Source organism: Jannaschia sp. M317, from assembly GCF_025141175.1.
Lineage (GTDB): Bacteria > Pseudomonadota > Alphaproteobacteria > Rhodobacterales > Rhodobacteraceae > Jannaschia.
On record NZ_CP081155.1, the window covers coordinates 3,238,515 to 3,259,357 of the forward strand.

General features: G+C 64.4%; 17 protein-coding genes and 1 tRNA gene. 12 read left to right on the forward strand and 6 right to left on the reverse strand.

The annotated features are described in order from the left end of the window. Nucleotides 1-5: 5 nt before the first annotated feature. Nucleotides 6-1,262, forward strand: a complete 1,257-nt coding sequence (locus K3551_RS16565; protein ID WP_259915790.1) for an MSMEG_0569 family flavin-dependent oxidoreductase — start codon at nt 6-8, stop codon at nt 1,260-1,262. Between the two features lie 62 nt (nt 1,263-1,324). Further along, nucleotides 1,325-2,074: a Pnap_2097 family protein gene (locus K3551_RS16570; protein WP_259915791.1), complete on the forward strand. Its 750-nt coding sequence runs from the start codon at nt 1,325-1,327 to the stop codon at nt 2,072-2,074. 145 nt (nt 2,075-2,219) lie between these two features. Here the strand turns inward: K3551_RS16570 and K3551_RS16575 are convergent, their stop codons facing one another. Next, entirely contained in the window at nt 2,220-3,314 is a 1,095-nt protein-coding gene (locus K3551_RS16575) for a hypothetical protein (protein WP_259915793.1), read from the reverse strand. Between the two features lie 383 nt (nt 3,315-3,697). On the opposite strand from K3551_RS16575, the gene K3551_RS16580 reads away from it, so the two are divergent. Next, nucleotides 3,698-5,272, forward strand: a complete 1,575-nt coding sequence (locus tag K3551_RS16580; RefSeq protein ID WP_259915794.1) for a thioester domain-containing protein — start codon at nt 3,698-3,700, stop codon at nt 5,270-5,272. 580 nt (nt 5,273-5,852) lie between these two features. Here K3551_RS16580 and K3551_RS16585 read toward each other — a convergent pair. Further along, the gene (locus K3551_RS16585) at nt 5,853-6,788 is read right to left on the reverse strand and encodes a hydrogen peroxide-inducible genes activator (RefSeq protein ID WP_259915796.1); all 936 of its coding nucleotides are present in this window, start codon (nt 6,786-6,788) and stop codon (nt 5,853-5,855) included. Between the two features lie 117 nt (nt 6,789-6,905). Between K3551_RS16585 and katG the strand changes: the two genes are divergently transcribed. Then, nucleotides 6,906-9,083 (forward strand): catalase/peroxidase HPI, encoded by a 2,178-nt coding sequence (gene katG / locus K3551_RS16590; RefSeq protein WP_259915798.1) that lies wholly within the window; start codon nt 6,906-6,908, stop codon nt 9,081-9,083. A 474-nt stretch (nt 9,084-9,557) separates the two neighbouring features. On the opposite strand, the gene K3551_RS16595 is transcribed toward katG, so the two are convergent. The 4 genes from K3551_RS16595 to K3551_RS16610 form a co-directional block, all read right to left on the reverse strand. Continuing rightward, a tRNA-Arg gene (locus K3551_RS16595) sits at nt 9,558-9,634 on the reverse strand. A 401-nt stretch (nt 9,635-10,035) separates the two neighbouring features. Then, a complete protein-coding gene (locus tag K3551_RS16600) occupies nt 10,036-11,421 on the reverse strand; it encodes a HAMP domain-containing sensor histidine kinase (protein ID WP_259915800.1) in 1,386 nt (461 codons plus the stop codon). Between the two features lie 72 nt (nt 11,422-11,493). Beyond that, the gene (locus K3551_RS16605) at nt 11,494-12,909 is read right to left on the reverse strand and encodes an NAD(P)/FAD-dependent oxidoreductase (protein WP_259919666.1); all 1,416 of its coding nucleotides are present in this window, start codon (nt 12,907-12,909) and stop codon (nt 11,494-11,496) included. A gap of 47 nt (nt 12,910-12,956) precedes the next feature. Then, nucleotides 12,957-13,694, reverse strand: a complete 738-nt coding sequence (locus tag K3551_RS16610; RefSeq protein ID WP_259915802.1) for a TVP38/TMEM64 family protein — start codon at nt 13,692-13,694, stop codon at nt 12,957-12,959. Between the two features lie 372 nt (nt 13,695-14,066). Here K3551_RS16610 and rpmH point away from each other — a divergent pair, with 372 nt between their 5' ends. The 8 genes from rpmH (at nt 14,067) to K3551_RS16650 (ending at nt 20,839) form a co-directional block, all read left to right on the forward strand. Next, nucleotides 14,067-14,201, forward strand: coding sequence for a 50S ribosomal protein L34 (rpmH, locus tag K3551_RS16615; RefSeq protein ID WP_104020418.1), 135 nt, complete (start codon nt 14,067-14,069; stop codon nt 14,199-14,201). Between the two features lie 8 nt (nt 14,202-14,209). Then, nucleotides 14,210-14,593, forward strand: coding sequence for a ribonuclease P protein component (gene rnpA / locus K3551_RS16620; RefSeq protein ID WP_259915807.1), 384 nt, complete (start codon nt 14,210-14,212; stop codon nt 14,591-14,593). A gap of 81 nt (nt 14,594-14,674) precedes the next feature. After that, nucleotides 14,675-14,896 (forward strand): membrane protein insertion efficiency factor YidD, encoded by a 222-nt coding sequence (gene yidD / locus K3551_RS16625; protein WP_259915809.1) that lies wholly within the window; start codon nt 14,675-14,677, stop codon nt 14,894-14,896. 306 nt (nt 14,897-15,202) lie between these two features. Next, nucleotides 15,203-15,418: a hypothetical protein gene (locus tag K3551_RS16630; RefSeq protein ID WP_259915811.1), complete on the forward strand. Its 216-nt coding sequence runs from the start codon at nt 15,203-15,205 to the stop codon at nt 15,416-15,418. A 77-nt stretch (nt 15,419-15,495) separates the two neighbouring features. Next, complete coding sequence (gene ttcA / locus K3551_RS16635; RefSeq protein WP_259915813.1) at nt 15,496-16,395, forward strand: tRNA 2-thiocytidine(32) synthetase TtcA; 900 nt, start codon at nt 15,496-15,498, stop codon at nt 16,393-16,395. Nucleotides 16,396-16,450: 55 nt separating this feature from the next. Continuing rightward, entirely contained in the window at nt 16,451-18,004 is a 1,554-nt protein-coding gene (locus K3551_RS16640; protein ID WP_259915815.1) for a bifunctional diguanylate cyclase/phosphodiesterase, read from the forward strand. Between the two features lie 256 nt (nt 18,005-18,260). After that, the gene (yidC, locus tag K3551_RS16645; protein ID WP_259915817.1) at nt 18,261-20,114 is read left to right on the forward strand and encodes a membrane protein insertase YidC; all 1,854 of its coding nucleotides are present in this window, start codon (nt 18,261-18,263) and stop codon (nt 20,112-20,114) included. Next, nucleotides 20,111-20,839, forward strand: a complete 729-nt coding sequence (locus K3551_RS16650) for an MOSC domain-containing protein (protein ID WP_259915819.1) — start codon at nt 20,111-20,113, stop codon at nt 20,837-20,839. The genes yidC and K3551_RS16650 overlap by 4 nt, the downstream gene beginning before the upstream one ends. Nucleotides 20,840-20,843 lie beyond the last annotated feature (4 nt).

Genomic DNA, 20,843 nt, shown 5'->3' on the forward strand with positions numbered 1-20,843 from the left:
GGCAAATGACCCATCGCGAACATAAATCCGTCGTCATCGTCGGCGGCGGCCAGGCCGGTCTGTCGGTCAGCTATTACCTTTGCCAACAGGGGCTGGACCACGTCATCCTGGAACGTCACCAGCGGTTCAATTCCTGGCGCAACAACCGCTGGGACACCTTTTGTCTGGTGACACCGAACTGGCAGTGCCGCCTGCCTGACTTTGCCTATCGGGGCAACGATCCCCATGGCTTCATGGTCAAGGACGAGATCACCGACTATCTGGACGCCTTCGCAGAGACCTTTGATCCGCCGCTCATCGAGAATTGCGACGTCACAAAGATCACCAGGCGTCCGGCTGGCGGCTATCTGGTCGACAGCTCTCAGGGGAACTTTTCGACGGATCAGGTGGTGATTGCCACGGGCGGCTACGACAATCCCATCGTCCCGCCCTATGCCCGCAACCTGGACCCGGCGATCCAGCAGATGCATTCCGTCGATTACCGTCGCCCGAAACAGATGCCCGACGGCGGCACCCTGATCGTCGGAACGGGGCAATCGGGCGTCCAGTTGATGGAAGACATGCACCTGGAAGGACGCAAGGTGCATCTGGCCGTCGGCCCGGCGCCCCGATCCCCGCGTCAATACCGGGGGCGCGATGCAACGGACTGGCTTTATGAGATGGGCCATTACCACATGACCATCGCCGAGCATCCGAACCCCGAACACGCTGTATCGAAGACCAACCATTACATGACCGGTCGCGACGGCGGGCATGAGATCGACCTGCGGAAATTCGCGCTGGACGGTGTCTCTCTGTATGGGTCGGTCAGCGGGATGGAGGGCACCAAGGTCCGGTTCCTGCCCGATCTGGCAACCAACCTGGACGATGCCGACAAAAGTTATGTCGGCATCCGCGACGCGATTGACGCCTATATCGCGAAAAACAACATCGACGCACCGACAGAACCGCCATTCGAAAAAGTCTGGCACCCCACCGCAGAGATGACCGAAATCGACTGTGCCCGCGAAGGCATCACATCGATCCTCTGGGCCATCGGGTTTCGGCCGGACTATCACTGGATTGATGTCGATGTCTTTGACGACAGGGGGCACCCGGTGTTTCAGCGCGGGGTCTGCAAGGAAGACGGCTTCTATTTCATCGGCCTCGGCTGGCTGAACACCTGGGGGTCGGGGCGGTTCCTGGGGATCGACGAGGACGCGCGCTATCTGTCCGATCAGATCCGCTCCAGGGCGGTTGCCACGACCCAGGCCGCCTCATGAGGGGGGTCGCCGAGGTCCTCACGCGCCCTGCATTCCTGCGCCAGACGTCGGTGACGCTTGGCATGGCCCATCTGGCGCCGCGCGGCATCTCGGAGGATTGGTGGCTGAAGCATCTCGGCGATGTCCACTGGCAGCTGATCGCCGACGCGGTCGGCCAGCATACGACCGTGTTTCGTGATGCGCAGGGCCGGCAGCTGTATGCTGCCTTCTGCGCGACCGAGGTGACGCAGGCGCAGCCCGATCTGGCGGGCCTGGGCGAAGGGTTGGAGGTGCAATCCGCGCTTTGGGCCGCAGGGCGAAGTCGCATTCAATCGAACCACCGGCTTCTGTCCAAGGGACGGGAAGTGGCGACGTTCCGGTTGGTCTCGACCTTCGTCGCCCATATGCAGGCCGGGCTGAACGCCAGCGTCCGGCGCGCGACGCCCTACCTGATCCCGGTTCTGGATCCGGCCCCGGACGATTTCGCCGCAACCGCCTCTGCACAGGCCAAGGCCCGCCGGTCGGAGGCCCGCAACAGCGGAAGCGGTGTGACACTCCGCACGCAGGCAGGAACCGATTTCAACGCGGTCGGGCTGCTGTACTTTCCAAGCTACACCCGTTTGATCGAACAGACCGAGGCGACCGTCGGCAGCCGGTCCGCCTGGACCCCGATCAAGCGTCGTCAGGTCCTGTATTTCGGGAATATCGAGCTGGACGAGCCGGTCTTTGGCACGCAGTCGACGGATCAGTCAGGCGGCTTCGACCTCTGGACCGCTGGAAAGGCGGCCACGGACAGATCAATTCTGGCCACCTGCCAGGTGGCGCGTCACTGACCCGCAAAGCAACCTCGCGCCGGATCAGACGCTGCGCAACAGGGTCCTATTCCCCCCCGCCCTTTGATTTGAACAGGCGGCGTGCGCAGCGCCCGCACCGGGGCAGTCACGCGATACGCACGTCCGGATCAGCACGTCGACCCCGTCAGGCTGGCCCCGTGTGTGCCATCTGCACACCGGCGGCGCGGGCCATCCGAGGGCGGCGTCGATGGTCTTGGGGCAATTCATCCTGCCCGTTTCTCAAAATTCCGACAAAGACCGCTTCGGCTTCCTCGAAATCCCGCGCCAAGGGCCGCGTTACGGCGTTTCGGTCGGCGAAGTATTGACCAATGCGACACAGGTGCGCCGCGAATTCAGGGTGAACGCCCACATCATCGTATTTCCGCACCTGCGTCTTGGACAGCCAGCCGCGTTTCTTCGCCTCGTTCACAATCAATTTGAACCGCTGCAAGCAATGGAAGCTGGTATAAAGCGCGAGATAATCCAGGTAGGCGTCCAGGCTGTGACCCGTTTCCTTGTCAAAGCAATCGGCAACCAATTCTTCCATGACGTCGGGCTGCAGTGGCCAGGCTTCGTCCCCGATCAGCCAGGCAAAATCCTCTGCGCCGTGACGGGCCCCGGCATATTCGCAATCGAACCAGCGCAATTTATCATCGCCCCCAATGGCGGCATTGCCGGACCGACAGTCCCATTTTACAAACTGCTTCCCGGGATAGGAAATATTTTCACACAGATCCACCACATCCATATTGGCAGATTGACCGCTCGAATAGGGCCCAAGCACGCTTGTCGACCCGACAAAGCTATCTACCCAAGTCTTGTTCTGGCCCAAGTGTGGCAAGGACTCTTCAAGCTTCGCGCGTCGGCCCGCTGATTGAATCCGGAAGATCGACGCGATTGCATCATGCGCAAGAGACACCCGTTTCGACCGACTGACTTTCGCGATCTCGATATTGAGCCGCTTTCCTCCGACGTCCGATTGAAAGAGGATTTCATCATCCACTCCCAGACACTCCGGCAGGTCAGAGCTGAATCGCCGGATCTGCCGCAACGTATAGGCCTCGACGTGTGTTCTGCGGAAATTCGGACGCAGGGTCGCAATGACGGACCGATCAGCAAAGACCAGCCTGTAGCTCGATCTGCCGTCCCCGCCCGGAGCCTCCAGGTCGAGAACAGTATCACCGAAAAGCCGCTCCGCGCTTTCCACGATCCGCTGTTTGCGCTGTTTGCTGCTGCTCATGCTAACCTCAGACGTTCCACTTGAAAACTTAGCCTCTAGATCCTGGCGACCGGCGGTCTCTCCGTCCGTCACATCTTCTGGAGTTAGCTTTGAATGGTGGCAGACATGTGACCGGTCGGGGGCGGCGCGGACTGCTCTGCCCAATTTTGAACGAAAGCCATGTTCGATTATAGCCTCGACGGAAACACTGACCCACCCTTTGAAAGAATTGTCGCGATTGCCTTGGAAAATTGCGAATAAATTGATGGTAAATGGGCATAATCCCGACACCTTTTGCGCCTAATTTTGCCTGAGTTGCGGCAATCGGACTTTTCCCAGCCAGCCGCCGGTTTTCTTGCTCACACCGTGAGTGCGTTTCATTGGTCTTCAGGAGTGACAGTCACATGCGCCATACTAACCACCGGGATTTCCGTGAAATTAAGGGCACCGGCAATGCCTGCGCGAGTTCGACTGATGCCTACCATAACGGCGGCGTCGAAGGTCATTCCTTCGCCAGCTGGTATGACCGGAATATGGCAGACGACTTTGGTGGCTCCAGAGGCTTCGGCCGCACCCAGGGCTCCGGTGGTACAAAGGGCTCGGGTGGCACCAAAGGCTCCGGCGGTACCAAGGGCTCCGGCGGCACCAAGGGCTCCGGTGGTACCAAGGGTTCCGGTGGCACCAAGGGTTCCGGCGGCAGCAAGGGGTCCGGCGGCACCAAGGGGTCCGGCGGTACCAAAGGCTCATGCGGCACCAAGGGGTCGGGTGGTACCAAGGGCTCCGGCGGCACCAAAGGGTCCGGTGGCACCAAAGGGTCCGGTGGGACTTCTGGCTGCAATGAATGCACGGTCCCGACGCGTGACGAACTGGACCAGGACTTCATCCCCGAGACCAGCACCATCAGCGTCGTGGAACTCAGCAAGAACGACTTCACGCTGACGGTCAAGAACACCGGGACCGAGTTCGATGCCACCTATGAAAAGGCATTCTGCGTCGACATTTTCGCGGACTTCAAGGCAGTCGGCAAGGAACCGGGATCGGGCGGAGACGTCCCGGCCGAGGTCCTGGTCAACGGGTCCAGCGAGGATGTGATCGACTACACCGTCGTCGATCCGAGCGGTCCGATCGAGTTGGGCGACATCGCCAATCAGCTCGAATGGGTTCTCAACAACTCCGAAGGGGTTCCCGACAGCGAAGTCCAGTTGGCGATCTGGGGTCTGACCAACAGTGACCGCGACATGCAGTACGAAATCCGCCAGGCGGGTCTTGAGGGAACCCAATCCGAGGCCAACATCCTGGCCCTGTACGAAGGCGCCCAAGCCAACCCCGACTACGTGGCCGGAGAAGGCGAGGTCGCAGCGGTGTTCCTGGTGCCGCAGGGCGATCCCGACAACGTCCAGCCCTTCGTGATCGGCGTTCCGCTGGACTGCTTCGAAGACGTCACACCAGGCACGGGCGGCACAAATGGCACCGGGGGAACTTATGGCACCGGTGGCACCAAGGGGTCCTGTGGTACCAAGGGCTCCGGTGGCACCAAAGGCTCCGGTGGCACCAAGGGCTCTGGCGGCACCAAAGGCTCCGGTGGCACCAAGGGCTCTGGCGGCACCAAAGGCTCCGGTGGCACCAAGGGCTCCGGTGGCACCAAGGGCTCTGGCGGCACCAAAGGCTCCGGTGGCACCAAGGGCTCCGGTGGCACCAAGGGCTCCGGTGGCACCAAAGGCTCCGGTGGCACCAAAGGCTCCGGCGGCACCAAAGGCTCCGGTGGCACCTGCGCCACGTCTGGCACATCCAAGGCAACCGACATCCTGTCCTCGCTTCCGAAGTTCGTCCCTTTCGGCGCGGACAACGGGGAACCGACCCTGGATGACATCATGTCGCTGATGACCATTCCGGCATCTACCGGAAGCCCGGAAAACGTAGCCGAAGACGACGACTGGGAAGAAGAAGACGGCGAAGTCATGGCCAGCACCTTCTTCTGAGCCACAGTCGCGTCAGACGAAACGGAAACGGCGATCGGTCACCTGCGTGGCCGATCGCTTTTCCTGTCTGGGCCGACCCTGTCGGCAAGATGGGCCTGCACCGCTGCGGGTCTGTCGGTGGCTCATCTGTCTTCGCGGCGCGGCCCTGTCCGATGCGTCCGGGAGCGGTGAAACTGAAACGCGTCGACCTAGTCAGGGGGCGGCAGGTCAGCCCGCTTCAGACCTTGCGCCTCGTATTTCCATGCCCTGATCTTCTGACCTTGTTCGATCGAGACATCGCCGCCCCCGGCAGCCGCGCTCCTCACCCGTTCGTTCCGCGTTTGAGGCACTGAGCCGATCTTGTGCTGACGTACCGTTCACCAGCCACGCCGCATACTCTCCGTCCTCCGGCGAGACGTCAGGTCGCTGATCTCAACGCTGGGCTGCACGCGAAACGATCAAGAGGCATTGCAGCTTGTCGGCGCGCGCCTGAGGTCAACCCAAGGGGGATCCGCAGCCCCGCTGAAGACCCGCCAACCGCGTCACCCCCCGCATGACATATCGGGTGGCGACGGCGCGGCCCCTGACTGCTCGTCGGCCGTCAACTGGCAGTGGCGCGGGCATTGACCGGTTCCACCCCACCACCCCGAGGTGCCCCCAGCCTGCGCAGGATCTCTCCGATGCGCTGCAACTGATCCGACAGAGGGTTGCTGCGGCGCCAGACCAACCCGATGGACCGACGCGGCGCGGGTGCCGGAAAACGGGCAATGGCGACGGCCGTGGACCGGGTTTCCAATGGCACCGCCATTTCCGGGATCAACGTCACCCCCATTCCCGCGCCGACCATCTGCACCAGCGTCGAAAGTGAACTGCCCTCCATCACCTGACGGGGCTGTGGGCCGGACATTTCACAAAACGACAACGCCTGATCGCGAAAGCAGTGTCCTTCCTCCAGCAGCAGCAATCGCATGGCCTGCAATGCTTCGGGGCTGGGAACGGGCCGGTCTGCGTCGGCACGGGGCCGGACCAGGACGAAATCCTCGTCGAAGAGCGGATATTCCCGTAACGACGGCTCCGAGATCGGCAGCGCGACGATGGCCAGGTCAAGGGCGCCTTCGGTCAGATCGGCGATCAGGGATTTGGTGACCGCCTCGCGCATCTCCACCTCCAGCCCCGGCAGATCGTGCGACAGTGCCTTGATCACCTGCGGCAGAAAATAGGGCGCGACGGTCGGGATGATGCCCAGCCGCAGCCGCCCGGCCAGGGGGCCCTCGGCGGCGCGCACCAGGTCCGACAATTCTTCCACGCCCAGCAGGATGGTTTGCGCCCGCGCGACAAAGGCCGCGCCCAGGGCCGTCATGCGGATCGCCCGTCCGCCCCGTTCCACCAGAGGTGCCCCGACCAGCGCCTCCAACTCCTTGATCTGTTGGGACAGGGCCGGCTGGGTGATCGAACAGGACTCCGCCGCGCGCCCGAAATGACGGTGCCGGTCAAGCGCACAGATATAGCGAAGCTGTTTCAGGGTCACACCGATCATAAGCCCTGCTTATCGCAGCGGTCATGATAGTCAATTAGCCCTTTTGCCCGGCAAAGGTTAGAACGCTTCCAGACTCAGGGGCCCAACGCCCCCGGAGCGTCAATCTCGGAGAGACCCATGGACGGAAACAACGCGACCCCAACTGGCGGCTGCCCTGTCATGCACGGCGGCAACACCTCGGGCGGCAACCCTGTCAAGAAGTGGTGGCCCAACGCGCTGAACCTCGACATCCTGCACCAGCACGACGCCCGCACCGATCCGATGGACGCGGATTACGATCACCGCGCAGCGGTCAAGGCGCTCGACTTCGACGCGGTCAAGGCCGACGTCGAGGCGCTGATGACCGAAAGCCAGGATTGGTGGCCCGCCGATTGGGGGCACTATGGCGGCTTGATGATCCGCCTGGCCTGGCACTCCGCTGGATCCTATCGCTTGTCCGACGGGCGCGGCGGTGCCGGATCCGGCAACATCCGTTTTGCCCCCCTGAATTCCTGGCCCGACAATGCCAGCCTGGACAAGGCCCGACGCCTGCTGTGGCCGGTCAAGAAAAAGTACGGCAACGCGCTGAGCTGGGCCGACCTGATCATCCTGGCGGGCAACATGGCCTATGAATCCATGGGCCTGAAAACCTTTGGCTTCGGGTTTGGCCGCGCCGACATCTGGGGTCCGGAAAAGGACGTCTACTGGGGCTCTGAAACCGCTTGGCTCGCGCCCAGCGAAAACCGCTATGGCGACCTGGATCAGCCGTCGACCCTGGAAAACCCGCTGGCCGCCGTTCACATGGGCCTGATCTACGTGAACCCCGAAGGCGTGAACGGACAGCCGGACCCGGCCCGCACCGCGCTGCATGTGCGCGAAACCTTCGCCCGCATGGCGATGAACGACGAGGAAACCGCCGCCCTGACCGCCGGTGGCCATACTGTCGGCAAGGCGCATGGACGCGGCGACATCGACAACATCGGGGTGGAGCCGGAGGGCGGCGGTTATGAGCTGCAGGGCTTCGGCTGGGCCAATGCCGGTCACGACGCCAAGGCGACCAACGCCTTCACCTCGGGCATCGAAGGCGCCTGGACCACCAAGCCGACGCAGTGGGACATGGGCTTTTTCGACATGCTCTTCGACCACGAGTGGGAGCTGACGAAATCCCCCGCCGGTGCCTGGCAGTGGCAGCCGGTGGACATCGACGAAGCGGACATGCCCGTCGATACGACCGACCCGTCGATCCGTCATAAGCCGATGATGACCGACGCCGACATGGCGATGAAGGTCGACCCGATCTACAACGAGATCTGCCAGAAGTTCCGCGCCGATCCCGCCTATTTCGCAGACACCTTTGCCCGTGCCTGGTTCAAGCTGACGCACCGCGACATGGGGCCCAAGGCCAACTACATCGGCCCCGACGTGCCTGCCGAAGACCTGATCTGGCAGGATCCGATCCCCGCTGGCCCGACCGGCTATGATGTCGATGCCGTCAAGGCCGCCATCGCCGACACCGGCCTGTCGGCGGCAGACATGATCGCTACCGCCTGGGACAGCGCGCGCACCTTCCGCGGTTCGGACATGCGCGGTGGCGCCAACGGGGCCCGCATTCGTCTGGCCCCGCAGAAGGATTGGGCCGGGAACGAGCCCGATCGCCTGGCCCGTGTGCTGTCCGCGTTGGAGCCTGTGGCCGTCGCCGCCGGCGCATCGCTCGCGGACGTAATCGTCCTGGCAGGCACCGTCGGGTTGGAGCAATCCATCGCCGCCGCCGGTCAGACGGCCAGCGTGCCCTTCACTCCCGGACGCGGCGACGCGACCGAGGCGCAGACCGACGCCGACAGCTTCTCCGTGCTGGAACCTGTGGCCGACGGCTTCCGCAACTGGGTCAAGAAGGACTACGCGGTATCGCCCGAAGAGATGCTTCTGGACCGTGCCCAACTGCTGGGCTTGACCGCAGCCGAGATGACGGTCCTGCTGGGCGGTCTGCGCGTGCTGGGTGTCAACCACGGCGGCGCGGCCCACGGCGTCTTTACCGACCGCGTGGGTCAGCTGACACCGGACTTCTTTGTCAACCTGACGGACATGTCCAACAGCTGGCACCCGGTGGCCGATGGCACCTACGAAATCCGCGACCGCAAGACCGGCGCGGTGAAGTGGACGGCGACCAGCGCCGATCTGGTGTTCGGCTCCAACTCGGTGCTGCGCGCCTACGCGGAGGTCTACGCCCAGGACGACAACGGCGCGAAGTTCGTCCGCGATTTCGTCGCGGCCTGGAACAAGGTGATGAACGCAGATCGCTTCGATCTGGCGGCCTGATCCCATGCGCCCAGGCGGGCCATCCGCCTGGGCGTTGCAGTTGAAACCGCCCCGTGGCCGATCAGGTCACGGGGCGTCCTTTTGTCCGGGTCATCCTTGTCTGAGGCACCTGGCCCACGACAGGCCAAACCCCTGGCCACATTGGCCAATTCTTGTGGAACGCCCACAACCCGTATCAACTCTTTGACGGCCAGAAGAGGGGGCCTGACAGCTGGATCAGCCTTTGCGCTCAGCGCGTCTTGCTCGCCTTTTCCGTAGGCTCGCCGTTTGCCGCGTGGAGCAGCGGAGCGTCTTCGTCGCGGTCCATTGGCAGGTGTCGGACCGCGACGGCGTCGGTCACGTCGACCCCGCCGGAAACTGGGAAATCTTCGCGGTCAGAGCGGCGCTCGACCTCGGAATAATCCCGGTGGACGGCTGAGAGAGCCTTACGGCTCGGACCTCGGGAAGTCCCGTCAGAAGCATCGATAAGGGTAATGGCGCGCTGGGGAGGATTCGAACCCCCGACCCCTTGATTCGTAGTCAAGTACTCTATCCAACTGAGCTACCAGCGCACTACGTGGGGCGGGATAGACCCAAGGCCGGGGGGGTGCAAGCGGCTTTTTTCAGAGCTGTGAATTTTCAGGGGTGACCGACGGGTGATCCGTGGGTGATCTGGGTCATACCTAATTTTTGCACATCTGGGACCAGACCAGGGGCCATTGGTGCGGCCTGCATTTCTGGCCAGGACCGTCGAACGCCCCCTGCGCCTGTGGTCGAAGGAGCCAGCGCGCGGATGGATCTGACGGGCGATCCGTGCACGGCATTTCGGTCTGCCCTGCCGGGCCCAAGGGCGGGATCAGCGTGCGCCGCATGGGCACCGGGGGGACGCGCCGCCTCGACTTATGTCGAAATCGGCTGGACGCTTTGCAGGCCCGGCAAAGGCAGCTGTCGGGCCCCTTGGGATCAGAGGCCCCTAGCTCACCACTTCGCGCGGGAGCTGGATCAGGAAGACCGTCCCTGTCTCGCCCGTTTCCTCCAGCGTGAGCGTACCGCCGTGGCCCTGGATCAGCTCGCGCGCGATGGCCAGGCCAAGGCCGGTGCCGCCCTTGCGCACCGACCCCTCGAAGGCCTTGAACAGGTTGTCCTGCGCCCGTTTCGGCAGGCCCGGTCCGGTGTCGCAAATGCGCAGGCACCAGTGATCCGCGCTTTCGGAGGCGGCGACGATGATCTGTCCGGGGGTTGCCGTGGCCTGAATCGCCTGGCGGGCGTTGCGGATCAGGTTGCCGACCACGCGGTAAAGCTGCTCGGGATCGGCGCGCAGCATCAGACCGGTGGGGCAATCGGCAGCAATCCGGACCTGGTCGGACGGAACGGCCAATTGCTCCGCTTCGCAGACCTCCTCCAGGAAGGGGGCGGCCTCGATGCGTTGCAGGGCGGGCGGGGCCTCCTCTGCGCGGCCGAAGGCCAGCGTGCCCTCGGTCAGGTTCACGGCGCGCGTCAAGGACGCGACGATCTTGGGGGCCACACGTTTGACGGTGGGGTCGTCGACCATTTCAAGCCGGTCCCCCAACAGCGTGGCAGTGGTCAGGATGTTGCGCAGGTCATGGCTGATCTTGGCCACGGCAGAGCCGAGTTGCGCCAGACGTTCCTTTTGACGCAGGGATTGCGAAAGCTGTGTCTCGAGCGATTTGAGCGTCGTTTCCGCCTCGCGCAGTTCCCGGATGCGGGACTTTGGAACGATGACCCGGTTGGCATCCTCGGGGGCCTCGGCGTAGCGGTTCATGTGCCCGACAAGACTTTTGATCGGGGTCACCATCAGACGCCGGACAGCCAGGAACAGAAAGACCGAGGTGATGGCCGAAATCACCAGCGACAGCCACAAGATGGTGATTCCATAGTCGATCATCGCATCGTGCAGTTCACCGGTGTCGATCGCCGCCTCGATCTGCACCCCCCCGTCGCGTGCGGGTTGGGCGATGACGCGGATCACCTCGGGCGTCGGCGTCACGAACCGGGAGAGCGCGTCGCTGATCAGCACCATGGCCGTCGGGTCGCGCAGATCCACCGTCTTGGTCACCGGCCCCGGCAAGTCAGAGGACAGCACCAGTTGACGCATCGCATCGCGCCGCAGCACGACGTTCAGGACGCCGGCATTGGCCAGCAGCTCTGCCTCCACCTCGGGCTCGATCATGTCCCTTGCCCCCAGCAGCGCCAGGGCCGCGATCTGCGCCCGTTCCATCCGGTTGGTCAGATAATCCGCGCGAAAGCGTGCGATCGAAGGGACGAAGATCAGCACTTCGGCCAGCATCACGAAGACCACCGTGAGGATAAGAAAGCGGCCGGAAAGGGAAGTCAGCATGGGCGTCCAGGCGGGAAAGCGGTTTCGGTCTTGTATGTCCCCTGCCGCGCAATTGCGACAGGGGACATTCCGTCAGGGCAGATAGCGCTGCACCAGGCCCACAACCTTCTTGACGGTCGGGTTCTGGAACAGACGGGGGACGTAGTATTGCCCGGCCGCCCGCTTGGAGATCTCGCCCAGGGTCGGATAGGGTGCGACCATCGCGGCGACGGCCCCGATCTTGAGCTTGTTGGCCAGCACCAGCGCCCAGAGGCCGATCAACTCTCCGGCCTTTTCGCCCGCGATTGACGCACCGACGGGGCGGCCCTTGACGACCATGACCTTGATCAGACCGTCCGTCTTGCCCTCGGCGATGGCGCGGTCGTTTTCGTGATAGGGAAAGCGCAGGACCTCTACCTTGTCGCTGCCATGGGCGTCGATCGCCTGCGCCTCGGTCAGGCCGACCTGGGCCAGTTCGGGGTCGGTATAGGTCGCCCAGGGGATGTGATCGGTGCGCGCCTTGGCGGGCAGGCCGAACAGGATCGGACGGATCACGGTCGCGCCGTGATAGCCCGCGACATGGGTGAACTGAAACCCGCCCGCGACGTCGCCGATGGCGTAGACCTTTCTATTGGTGGTGCGCAGATCGGCACCGACCTTGATCGCGCGGTCATGCTCTATGCCAGCCGCGTCCAGGTTCAGCTTGTCGATATTGGCCTTGCGCCCCACAGCCATCAGGAGCGTGTCGCCGGTAAAATCGCCTTTGGGCGTGTGGACGGTGATCCGCCCCTTCTCGCCCGAAATGCGGCTGGCCTGGGCGTCTTCGATGATCTCGACGCCTTCCTTGCGGAGCTTTTTCAGAACGACCTCGGCCATTTCAGGGTCGTCCTTGCCCAGCGCCTTGCCGCCTTCGATCACGGTGACCCTGGACCCCAGGCGCACGTGGGCCTGGGCCATTTCCATCCCGATGGGGCCGCCGCCGACCACGATCAGGTGCGCGGGCTTGTCCATCAGGTCAAAGATCGTCTCGTTCGTCTCGTAGGGGACCTCTCCCAGGCCGGGGATCGGCGGCACAAACGGAGAGGAACCCGTGGCGATCACCACGCGGCGCGCCTTGATGCGGTAGTTTCCCGCCTCGACGGTATCCTTGTCGACGAAGGTGCCGAATTCGCGGATGACGCGGACACCCATGCCTTCGAACCGTTCCTGGCTGTCGACGGGGGCGATGGTCTCGATCACGCGGTGGACGTGGCGTTTCGCCTCGGCGTAGCTGATCTCGGGCATGACCGGGGTCACGCCCAGCATCTCGCCGGTGCGCATGGCCTGCGCCTGCTTGCCCGCCGCAATCAGCGCCTTGGACGGCACGCAGCCGAAGTTCAGGCAATCGCCGCCCATCTTGTGCCCCTCCAACAGGGTCACGTCGGCGCCCATCTGGCTGGCCCCGGCGGCGAACGACAACCCGCCCGAGCCTGCGCCGATCACCAGCACGTCGGTCTTGATCTCTTCCATGGCGGTGTCCTTTGCGCGCAGCATGTCTTGGGGTGCGGTGTGGGTATTCATGCTTTCCCACCGCGGATTTTCTTGATGACGATCGGCAGCAGCGCCAGGACGGCCAGGCCAATGATCGGGCCCAGGATCTGCGGCTCGAAGATGATGCCGAGGTTGGGGGTCTCGCCGCGGGCAAAGACCTCGCCCAGACCGGCACCGACCCAGGTGTAGACCACGGAGCCGGGCAGGATGCCGAGGAAGGTCGTGATCACGTATTTCGCCAGGCGCACGCCCACGAAGGCCGGGATCAGGTTGGCCACGAAAAAGGGCACCGCCGGGATCAGACGCATGATGAACAGATAGGACGTCTCGTCCTCGCGGATGCCGTCCTTGATCTTCTTCACGGCCCCGCCCGAGGCGTCCATCCTGGCCGCCAGCCGGTCGCCCAGCCCGTATTTCGCCGCAAGAAAGATCGCGGTCGCCCCGATCGTGGCCGCCACCGCGTTGAACAATGCGCCGGGAAACAGCCCAAACAGGAACCCACCCGTCAAGGTCGCGATGGCGGCTCCGGGCAGCGAAAAGGCGACGATCACGATATAGGCGGCCACGAAGATCAGCGCCGTCATCAGGTAATTGTCGTCGCGGAAGCCGATCAGTGTCTCGCGGTTGTCGGCCAGCGTCTGGAACGACAGGTAATCCCGCAGAAAGAAGGCACCCAGGGCGGCGACCGCAAGGATCGCGGCCAGCGGCAGAAACCGCGTCACTTTCGGTTTCTGCTTTGGGAAGGTCATTGTTTGATCCGTCATGGTTTCGGTCTCATGTGTCAGGGGCGGAGCATCTCTCCGAGGATTGACGCCTTCCTGACGCGCTTGGTTCGATGACGATAGCCCGCCTCACGCGCCTGTGTGGGGACGTGTGCGCAAGCGGCCCGAAACGGGCGATTGTTACAGGCTTTGTCCCTGCTCACCGCCGGTCGTGTTACAAGACCCCTGTTCTCTGCTTCATAAATATCCCAGGGAGCGCGAGGGAGGATCCCTCGCTCCGCCCGCTGCGGCATGGGCCGCCATTTCCGGGGTTCGCCCCGTTGACAGCCCCCGGTGCCTCCCCTATTCGGCGGCTTCAACGTTTTCACGCCGTCGATTCATCCCGAATCCGGCCCTAGATCCGGAGAGAAGGCCATGAAACGCACCTTCCAGCCCTCGAACCTCGTCCGCAAGCACCGTCACGGTTTCCGCGCGCGCATGGCGACCAAAGCCGGCCGCAAGATCCTGAACGCCCGCCGCGCCCGCGGTCGGAAGTCGCTCAGCGCCTGATTTCCCCGATGGGGACCGATTGCCAGACGCCGGAGGCCAGCCCGCCTCCGGCGTCTTTGCGCGTGCTTGCGCGCAGGCCGGAATTTCTGGCCCTGAACCGAGGTCACCGCGCGCCTGCGGGATCGTTCCTGTTGCAGGGCCGCGACCGTGGCGATGGAACGCCTGGAATCGGTGTGGGATTCACCTGTTCGAAAAAGGTCGGCAACGCCGTCGCGCGCAACCGTGCCAAGCGGCGGCTGCGCGAAGCCGCCCGGCTGGTCCTGCCGGATCTTGGGCGCCCCGGCTGGGATTATGCCCTGATCGGGCGGGCCGGGGTGACCGCAGACCGCCCGTTCGAGGCGCTGCTCGATGATCTGCGCCGCGCGCTGGCCAAGGTGCATGGCGCGCGCTGACCCCACGATTGCGGCGAACTTTTCGGCGAAAAGTTCAGCCGGAGCCTTTTGCCCCGGCTCTTGTGCGCCCAGGTTCAGACGATGACCCCGCTTGCGCGCCTCTTTTCCTTGCCGGTCCACGCTTACCGCGCGGTGTTCTCGCCGTATGTCGGGCACAACTGCCGCTATCATCCCACCTGCTCTGTCTACGCGCTTGAGGCGTTGCAGAAGCACGGCGGGCTAAAGGGGGGGTGGCTGGCGCTGCGCCGCATCGCCCGATGCCGCCCTTTTGGCGGCTCCGGCATCGACAATGTGCCCGACTAGACACGGCCCGCACCCGGCGCGGAACTTTTTGCTTTGCGGATTGGCGAACCCGACGTAAACCCCGCCTCAGGGTGCCACGTCAGCTGAGGGAGGGCGTTCATGTATCGATTGTACGTCCGACGACCGCAGCCCTGTGTCTGCTCTGCCCGCGCGACTGCGCAGGCAAGCTGAACCCGATCGGTCGCGCGCCCGTCGCGTGATCCTTTCCGACATCGACAGCTAGACACCGTGCCCCGCGTGGGGGCCGTCTGCCGTCGTCGTCATTTCCAAACCCGAACCAGAGGCCCCGTCTCACGGGGAAAATCCATGACCGCATTGCGTCTACCTTCCGCGCCCACGCGCGACATCATCGACACCGCCATCGCCCTGCATGGCCCGGGCCGCGTCCTGCTGGCCGCGCTCCGCGCGATGGTGCGGCCCAAATCCAGGCCGCCTGATGCTGCCCTGCCCGACCATCTGCGGCGCGATCTCGGGCTGCCGCCGATGCCGCCGCCGCTGCCGTCGAGCCGCGCGCTCTATTGACGGCACGCAGGCCCGTCGCCCGGTGGAAGCCGGGCGGCGGATCGGCTAGGGGAAGGCAATCCAGACCCGAGGTTGCCATGCCCGACACCCTGCTGCCCAACGACGGCACCGACGACATCCACGCGCTGTTCCACGGCGCGCCCAAGACGACCGAGTTCCGCAAGCTGCGCAAGCGCATCATCCGCGAAACCCGCGAGGCGATCGACCGCTACGCCATGGTCGACCGAACCGGACCGCGTCAGAAATGGCTGGTCTGCCTGTCGGGCGGCAAGGACAGCTACACCCTGCTGGCGGCCCTGACGGAGCTGCAGTGGCGCGGGTTGCTGCCAGTCGACATCCTGGCCTGCAACCTGGATCAGGGGCAGCCGAATTTTCCGGCCACCGTCCTGCCGGCGTTTCTGGAACGGATGGGCGTGCCGCATCGCATCGAATACCGCGACACCTATTCCATCGTGAAGGACAAGGTGCCCGCCGGGCGCACGTATTGCGCGCTGTGCTCGCGCCTGCGCCGCGCCAACCTTTATCGCATCGCCCGCGAGGAAGGATGTTCCGCCGTGGTGCTGGGTCATCACCGCGACGACATCCTGGAGACGTTTTTCCTGAACCTTTTCCACGGTGGCAAGGTGGCGACGATGCCGCCGAAACTCCTGAACGACGAAGGCGACATGCTGGTGCTGCGCCCGCTGGCCCACGTGGCCGAGGCGGATTGTGACCGGTTTGCGCGGGCGATGGATTACCCGATCATCCCCTGCGATCTGTGTGGCAGCCAGGACGGGCTGCAACGGCAGGCCATCAAGGCCATGCTGGACAGCTGGGAGGCCAAGGTGCCGGGGCGCAGGGGCAAGATGTTCTCGGCGCTGTGCCAGGTGCGGCCGTCGCATATGCCGGACCCGGATCTGTTCGATTTTGCCGCGCTGATCCCCCGGACAGGGGGAACAGACAGGGACAATTCGACAGATATTCCCTTGCTGCGTTAAGGAACCGGTCATGGCCAAGGGGTAGCCGTCACAGGGCGTTTTCCCCGGAGGTTCCATGCCTGCAGCCCCCACACCCGCCACGCCCGCCCCCGTCTGGCGCGACCGCCTGCGCCGCCTGCGACGGCGCGTCGACTGGATGATGCTTTTCCCGGCGGCGGCGGCCATCGCCTGGGGGTTCGGCGAATCGGCTGTGGCCATGGTGTTGGTCGTCGTGCTTCCGGTGTGCATGGCGCTGCAGGCGGGCCGCCGCGGTTTGGTCGAGGCGCCGATCCGAACGGCTGACAGGCACCCCATCCAACGGACCGCCGTTCAGAACTTCGTCGACGAAGTGCTGGAGGATTGCGCCACGCGCGACCGCACCACGGCCGTTCTGCTGATCCAGATTGACGATCTGCATGTGGCCAACGGCGAATGGGGCACCGAACTGTCTGAAACCGTGATGGACCGCGTGGTTCAGCGGATCTCGGCCACCATGCGGGGCCAGGATGCGGTGTTCCGGTCCAGCGACGACTGCCTGACGCTGGTGCTGAACCCCACCCGCCGCGCCGATCTTGAGGTGGTGATGAATATCGTCGACCGGGTCCAGGCCGCCGTGGCGGAGCCGATCTCGATCAGGGGACGGTCGATCCGGGTGCGGTCCTGTATTGGCCTGTGCTCCGAGGCGATGGCCCCGGCGCGGACGGGGGCTGCCTTGCTGGCGGCGGCGGATTGCGCGCTGCGGATCGCGTCGCGCCAGGGTGGCGATACGGTGCGGGCCTTTACAGCCGATTTGCAGACCCAGGTCGAAACGGATCACAAACTGTCCACGCGCATCGACGCGGCGTTGGAGTCCGGGGAAATCCGGGCCTGGTTCCAGCCACAGATCCAGACCACGACAGACCGCATCGCAGGGTTCGAGGCCTTGGCGCGCTGGCACCATCCGGATCTGGGCGTGCTGACACCGGGGCAGTTCCTGGGGGCCATCGCCTCGGCGGGGCGCATGGCCGAGCTTGGCAACGTCATGCTGCGCGCCGCGCTGGAGGCCTTGGTGGAATGGGACCGGATCGGTCTGGACGTGCCCCACGTGGGGGTCAATGTGTCGCTTGAGGAACTGAGCGACCCCCGCCTGGCGGAGCGGTTGACCTGGCAGGTGGATCGCTACGGCCTGTCGCCCGCGCGGGTCGCCGTGGAGATCCTGGAAACCGTTACGTTGCGCGAAAACGACGAAACCATCGTGCGCAACATCACCGCCCTTCGCGAGGCCGGGTTTCAGCTGGACCTGGATGATTTCGGCACGGGTGCCGCCTCGATCAGCCATATCGCGCGGTTCGGTGTGCACCGCATCAAGCTGGACCGCAGCTTTATCCACAATATCGACGGCGACGCGGATCAACGGCGCGTGGTCGGGGCGATTCTGCGCCTGGCGGAAAATCTGGGCATCGACACCCTGGCCGAAGGCGTGGAGCGTGCGGAGGAGCGGGACTGCCTGATCCGCCTTGGATGCCCGCATCTGCAAGGGTTCGGCATCGCCCGCCCCATGCCTTTCGACGATGCGACCACCTGGGCGCGGGCGCAAGCCGGCGGCAAGATCGCCGCCCTGCATCACATGCGCCCCCACGGGACCGCGTGACGGTGCCTGTGCGCCTGAGGGAACCCGCCGGATTTCACGCCTCCCGCAGTCGGGGTCCATCCGGCCGCGGCGGAAGGGGCGGCCCCCCGAAGGCAAACATATCGAGGGGTCCGCGCCGGCCTGAACGCGGTCAAATCCCGTGATTTCGGGGGCGTGCCGAAGGTTTGTCTGCGGCCTCTGCGTCTCTTTCGGGTTGACCTTCGGGCGCATGGTCTGTTGAACGGCGCGCAACTCCCGACATGCCCGGACAGGTCCCATGGACGATCAGAACAAGAACCTCATTCTCGCGACCGTGCTCTCTGCGGTGGTCATCCTGGTGTGGTTCTTCCTGTTCCCACCAGAACAGCAAGCGCCCACGGTAGCCGAGGTGCCCACCGCCGATGGCATCGTCGACCCGGCCACGGGCGCGATCACGCCCCCCGTCGCCCCCGGTGACGCAGGCGTCGTACCTGCCCCGGCGGAAGCCCGCGAAGCCGCGCTGACCACTGCCGCCCGGGTCGAGATCGATACACCCCGTCTGACCGGCTCGGTGTCATTGGCAGGCGGGCGCATCGACGACCTGTCGCTGAAGGACTACCGCGAAACTTTGGACGATGATTCGCCAATCGTGACCCTGCTGAGCCCGGCTGGCGCCCCGAACGCCTATTACGCTTTGCACGGCTGGGTTCCCGGCGGCACGCTGGCCAGCGATGCGGTCCCCGGTGCCACGACCGTCTGGTCGGCCCCTGCCGATGCGGTCCTGACCCCCGAGACGCCTTTGGAGCTGACCTGGGACAATGGTGCGGGCCTGACGTTCCGCAAGGTGATCTCGATCGACGCGAACTACATGTTCACGGTGGCCCAGTCGGTGGACAACACCACGGGCGAAGCCGTGCGCCTGGCCCCCTATGGCCTGATCGCCCGACAGGGTGAGCCGGAGACGGTCAACTTCTTCATCTTGCACGAGGGTGTCGTTGCCCGGTCGGACGGCGAATTGTTGGAGATCGACTATGACGACATGGTCGACCTGGATCCGGTCGCGGCCGAAGGCGGGCGCGTGCAGATCACCGAAGTGGCCGAAGACGGCTGGATCGGCTTCACCGACAAGTACTGGATGGCGGCCCTGATCCCCAGCGCGGGCGTGCCGTTCAGCGAGGTCGTCAAGTACGTCGACCGCGCCGACCGTTACCAGACCGAAACGCGCCTGCCCTATCGCACGGTCGAAGCCGGCCAGACCCATGTTTCCGAAAGCCGTCTGTTTGCCGGTGCAAAGGAATGGGAACAGCTGCGCGCCTATCAGAACGACGAAGGCATCGCCGGTTTCGTCGACAGCATCGACTGGGGTTGGTTCTATTTCCTGACCAAGCCGATCTTTGCCGCCCTGCACTGGCTGAACGCTCAGATCGGCAACATGGGCATCGCGATCATCGTGCTGACCCTTGGCATCAAGGCGATCCTGCTGCCGCTGGCCTATAAATCCTACGTGTCGATGGCACGGATGAAAGAGCTGCAGCCCGAGATGGAGAAGCTCAAGGAGAAGGCGGGCGAAGACCGTCAGAAGCTTCAGCAGGGGATGATGGAGCTTTACAAGAAGAACAAGGTGAACCCTGCCGCCGGGTGTCTGCCGATCCTTCTGCAGATCCCGATCTTCTTCAGTCTCTACAAGGTGATCTTCGTTACGCTGGAGTTGCGCCACGCGCCCTTCTTTGGGCCGTTCCAGGACCTGAGCGCGCCGGACCCGACCTCGATCTTCAACCTGTTCGGGGCCTTCCCCTGGCCCGCCCCCGAGGCCGGGACGATCCTGGCGCTGGTCTTCATCGGGATCCTGCCGATCCTGCTGGGCGTGTCGATGTGGTTGCAGCAGAAACTGAACCCGGCCCCCACCGACCCGACGCAGGCAATGATCTTTGCCTGGTTGCCCTGGGTGTTCATGTTCATGCTGGGCGGCTTTGCCTCGGGCCTGGTGGTCTACTGGATCGCGAACAACACGATCACGTTCATCCAGCAGTATTCCATCATGCGGTCGCACGGGTCGAAGCCGGACCTGTTCGGCAACATCAAAGGCGGCTTCAAGAAAAAGCCCGCCGCCGCCAACGATACCAAGGCCCCCAAGTCCGGTCCGAAGAAGTGAAGCTCGCCTCGATCTGGCGGCATCCGGTCAAGGCCATCGGCCGGGAGGAGATGGCCTCTGCCCGGCTGGAAGTGGGCCGCACCCTGCCGTTGGATCGTCGCTGGGCGGTGACCCACGAAAACACCCGCGACTCCGGGCCCGGCTGGGCCCGGAAAGCCAACTTTCTGCGCGGCGTATCGGGCCCTTCGCTGATGGCCGTGACAGCAGAGACGTCGGGCGATGCGATCATCCTGCGCCACCCGGACCGCCCGGACCTGACCATCGATCCCGACCGGGATGGCGATCGACTGGTCGACTGGCTGGCCCCGATCTGGCGCGACGACCTGCCGCGACCGACCGGCCTGGTGCGGTGCGACACCGGGTTCACCGATGTGCCCGATCCCTGGATCTCGATCCACAACCACGCCTCGCACCGGGCGGTCGAGGGTCGGCTGGGTCGCCCTCTGTCGATCCATCGCTGGCGTGGGAACCTGTGGCTTGACGACATGGATCTTTGGCACGAGTTCGAGCTTTTGGATCGGGACATTCAGATCGGTGAAGCCGTCCTGCGGGTTCGGCAACGCATCACCCGATGCCGCGCGACCGAAGCCAACCCGGACACCGGCGAACGGGACGCAGATACACTCGGCACCCTGCGCAGTTGGGACCATCAGGACTTCGGCATCTACGCCGAAGTCATTCGCAGCGGCACCATCGCCCCAGGCGCGCCGGTCCAGATCCTGTGACCGG

Excerpts from the sequence above, each read along its gene's own strand:
- K3551_RS16640 (WP_259915815.1), top strand. The coding sequence starts at position 16,451 with ATGCCTGCAGCCCCCACACCCGCCACGCCCGCCCCCGTCTGGCGCGAC.
- K3551_RS16580 (WP_259915794.1), top strand. The coding sequence starts at position 3,698 with ATGCGCCATACTAACCACCGGGATTTCCGTGAAATTAAGGGCACCGGC.
- rpmH (WP_104020418.1), top strand. The coding sequence starts at position 14,067 with ATGAAACGCACCTTCCAGCCCTCGAACCTCGTCCGCAAGCACCGTCAC.
- ttcA (WP_259915813.1), top strand. The coding sequence starts at position 15,496 with ATGCCCGACACCCTGCTGCCCAACGACGGCACCGACGACATCCACGCG.
- yidC (WP_259915817.1), top strand. The coding sequence starts at position 18,261 with ATGGACGATCAGAACAAGAACCTCATTCTCGCGACCGTGCTCTCTGCG.
- K3551_RS16630 (WP_259915811.1), top strand. The coding sequence starts at position 15,203 with ATGACCGCATTGCGTCTACCTTCCGCGCCCACGCGCGACATCATCGAC.
- K3551_RS16575 (WP_259915793.1), bottom strand. The coding sequence starts at position 3,314 with ATGAGCAGCAGCAAACAGCGCAAACAGCGGATCGTGGAAAGCGCGGAG.
- K3551_RS16600 (WP_259915800.1), bottom strand. The coding sequence starts at position 11,421 with ATGCTGACTTCCCTTTCCGGCCGCTTTCTTATCCTCACGGTGGTCTTC.
- K3551_RS16585 (WP_259915796.1), bottom strand. The coding sequence starts at position 6,788 with ATGATCGGTGTGACCCTGAAACAGCTTCGCTATATCTGTGCGCTTGAC.
- K3551_RS16565 (WP_259915790.1), top strand. The coding sequence starts at position 6 with ATGACCCATCGCGAACATAAATCCGTCGTCATCGTCGGCGGCGGCCAG.
- yidD (WP_259915809.1), top strand. The coding sequence starts at position 14,675 with ATGACCCCGCTTGCGCGCCTCTTTTCCTTGCCGGTCCACGCTTACCGC.
- K3551_RS16570 (WP_259915791.1), top strand. The coding sequence starts at position 1,325 with ATGGCCCATCTGGCGCCGCGCGGCATCTCGGAGGATTGGTGGCTGAAG.
- katG (WP_259915798.1), top strand. The coding sequence starts at position 6,906 with ATGGACGGAAACAACGCGACCCCAACTGGCGGCTGCCCTGTCATGCAC.
- K3551_RS16605 (WP_259919666.1), bottom strand. The coding sequence starts at position 12,909 with ATGGAAGAGATCAAGACCGACGTGCTGGTGATCGGCGCAGGCTCGGGC.
- K3551_RS16610 (WP_259915802.1), bottom strand. The coding sequence starts at position 13,694 with ATGACGGATCAAACAATGACCTTCCCAAAGCAGAAACCGAAAGTGACG.
- rnpA (WP_259915807.1), top strand. The coding sequence starts at position 14,210 with ATGGGGACCGATTGCCAGACGCCGGAGGCCAGCCCGCCTCCGGCGTCT.